This window comes from Pseudomonas sp. RL (assembly GCF_000647775.1).
In the GTDB taxonomy this organism is placed as follows: Bacteria; Pseudomonadota; Gammaproteobacteria; order Pseudomonadales; family Pseudomonadaceae; genus Serpens; species Serpens flexibilis.
In genome coordinates this window covers 1-1897 of the sequence record NZ_JBOY01000184.1, presented here as the reverse complement: position 1 = coordinate 1897, position 1897 = coordinate 1, and the positions used below count along the sequence as shown (strand labels likewise).

Below are 1897 nucleotides of genomic sequence, written 5' to 3'. Positions count from 1 at the left end.
CAGAACGTGTGTTCGGGCACCACACTCGTAGACAATCGCATCCAATCCACGCCCACGCACAGCCATGCGAACTGCTCGGACGACAGCTCGCATCTGTCGTCGGTCGAACGTGGCCAGTGGAAGCGCCCGGCGTGCAATCGCCGCACGCACAGCCACACGCCGGTGCCGTCGATCAGCAGCAGCTTGATCCGCGAACCCGCGCGGTTGCGGAACGCGTAGCCGACCGACGCCGACGAAGAACCGCCGCTACGCTGGACCCACACCAGCAGCCGATCCATGCCGCAGCGCAGATCGATCGGCTCGACCGCCAGGAACCACTGCGAAGGCAGGCGCATCAGCCGTCCCTCCGCGCGATCGGCAGCAGCCGCAGCGGAGCCGCCTCCTGCACCCACATCCGCCGCCGCCACGCCGCGAACTCCCGTCGCGGGATGCCCCACAGCCGGCAGTAGTCCGCCTGGCTCAACCCACTCCGCACCTGCGAGCGCACATGCGCCCGCCACCGCCACGCCTCCGAACACGCCATCGACCGGTCCTCCGTTGGGGAAACCGGCGACGGTCAGGAAGATCGGGTCAGGTTGGAAGGTGAGACAGCCGGACGCTTACGGAACAGTTCCTCCGGCTGTCGTACGAGACGAGCATCGAACTCGTCAACAGCAAGAATCCGCACTTCGTCGTCTCGGACAAACCGCTTAGGCCAGGGGAGTACGAGCGAAGGACGCGTTGGTCGGACCACGCGGTAGGTATTGCTGCACTGTTTAACCGGTTCCATGGCCTTGAGCTCATTCTTAAGGGGTTTCTAACCGCCCGGCAGTCGGCGGTCTCAAGAATCAAGCGCAACACGTTTAGCGAACTCGGCCATCTCCTTGGCCATCATCTCTTCCGGGGTCAGCCACCCCAACGTTTGACGGGGTCTGCCGTTGAGCAGCCGGGCGATGTCGTTGAGGTGGGTCTGGCTCACCTGCGACAGGTCGGTGCCCTTCGGCAGGAACTGGCGTAGCAGACCATTGGTGTTCTCGTTGCTACCGCGCTGCCAGGGGGCGTGCGGGTCGGCGAACCAGATCTCCAGGTTCAAGCGCTCGGAGAGTTCGGCATGGCAGGCCATCTCGCTACCGCGATCGTAGGTCAGGCTCTCGCGCAGGAAGCTGGGCAGCTTCTTCAGCTGGCGCGTGAAGCCCTCCAGGGCGGCCTGCGCGGTGCAGCCCTCCATCTTGCACAGCACGACGAAGCGGGTCTTGCGCTCCACCAGCGTGCCGACGCCCGAGCGGTTGTACGCCCCCTTGATGAAGTCCCCCTCCCAGTGCCCCGGCAGCAGACGGGTGTCGATCTCCTCGGGGCGATGCACGATGCGTTGGGCTTCCGGCACGAAGCTGGCGCCCGCAGCGGTGGTGCGTCGCCGCCCGCGCTGGGGTTTGGATTGGCGAAGCGCATCCACCATGCCCTTCTTCAACGCGCCGCGCGGATGCGCGTAGATCGCCGCGTACACGGTTTCGTGGCTGACCCGCCACGCAGGATCGTCCGGATGCATGTGCCGCAGTCTGGCGGCGATCTGCTGCGGCGACCAGCGCCGGTAGACCAGCCAGGCGTAGATGCGTCGGTACAAGGGCGTGCCCTCGATCAACCGGCGCCGCCGCACGCTGCGCTGCCGACGCTGGCGGTAGCCCGATCCCGCCGCACGGCTGCTGTAGGCCCCTGCCTCCGCACCTCGGTTGCGCGACAGCTCCCGCGACACGGACGATACGTTCCTGCCCAGACGCCGCGCCACGGACCGCAGGCTGGCGCCGTTCCCAATCTCGATCTCGATCATCGCGCGCTCTTCCGCGCTCAGGTGTGTGTACTTCTGTCCCATGCCTGCACCCTACTTGAAGTGGGGTGTTGCACTTGGAAGTTGAGACTAAGG

2 protein-coding genes are annotated in these 1897 nt (G+C 66.1%); both read right to left on the bottom strand.

All coding sequences use genetic code 11. The features are described from left to right. The coding region (gene tnpB, locus AS93_RS0117965; protein WP_027591873.1) for an IS66 family insertion sequence element accessory protein TnpB at positions 1-335 on the bottom strand (335 nt) is incomplete at its 3' end. A 485-nt stretch (positions 336-820) separates the two neighbouring features. Next, a complete protein-coding gene (locus AS93_RS0117955) occupies positions 821-1846 on the bottom strand; it encodes an IS30 family transposase (RefSeq protein ID WP_027591871.1) in 1026 nt (341 codons plus the stop codon). Positions 1847-1897 lie beyond the last annotated feature (51 nt).